Origin of the sequence: Tsukamurella conjunctivitidis, assembly GCF_007858475.1 — a bacterium.
In the GTDB taxonomy this organism is placed as follows: Bacteria; Actinomycetota; Actinomycetes; order Mycobacteriales; family Mycobacteriaceae; genus Tsukamurella; species Tsukamurella conjunctivitidis.
The window spans coordinates 1-606 of sequence record NZ_VIGX01000169.1 but is presented as its reverse complement, the minus strand read 5'-3'; the positions used below and the strand labels follow the sequence as shown (position 1 = coordinate 606).

The following is a 606-nucleotide window of genomic DNA, read 5'->3' as shown; positions in this document are numbered from 1 at the left end:
ATCCTTTCACGCCTACTCTTTAAACTTCGTGAACTCTATAAAAAAGAGGGAGGTGCATTCCCCGTTCCTATCCATCATATCCAATGGGATTATGCTCAACCGCTCCACCCATCGGCAGAAGAGATCACAAAAGAGCAAAATGGTTATGCATTAGAAGATCTCTACGATAAAAATGGTAAATTAATTCGCAAAAAAGGGGAGCTTTTAGGTAGTTTCTCTGAGTTGCGTGATGATGGCTCCACAGCCGCAGGTTGCTGGATCTATACCGGTTCTTGGACCGAGGAAGGTAATCAGATGGCACGCCGAGACAATAGCGATCCATCAGGCTTAGGAATCACCTTAGGATGGGCTTGGGCATGGCCAGCAAATCGCCGGATACTCTATAACAGAGCATCTGCTGACCGCATGGGAAGACCTTGGGATCCTCATCGTCGTCTCTTTAAATGGAATGGTGAGCGCTGGATTGGTTGGGATGTTCCTGACTTTGATGCAACAGCAGCGCCGGGTAGTCCAATGGATCCGTTCATTATGAATCCTGAAGGCGTTGGACGCCTCTCCTCAAGCGATAAGTTAGTTGATGGGCCTTTCCCAACTCACTTCGAAGCG

General features: G+C 48.0%; 1 pseudogene. It reads left to right on the top strand.

Features of this window, described 5'->3' with window-relative positions:
* Positions 1-606: pseudogene (locus tag FK530_RS27590) on the top strand (hypothetical protein); the annotation flags it as partial.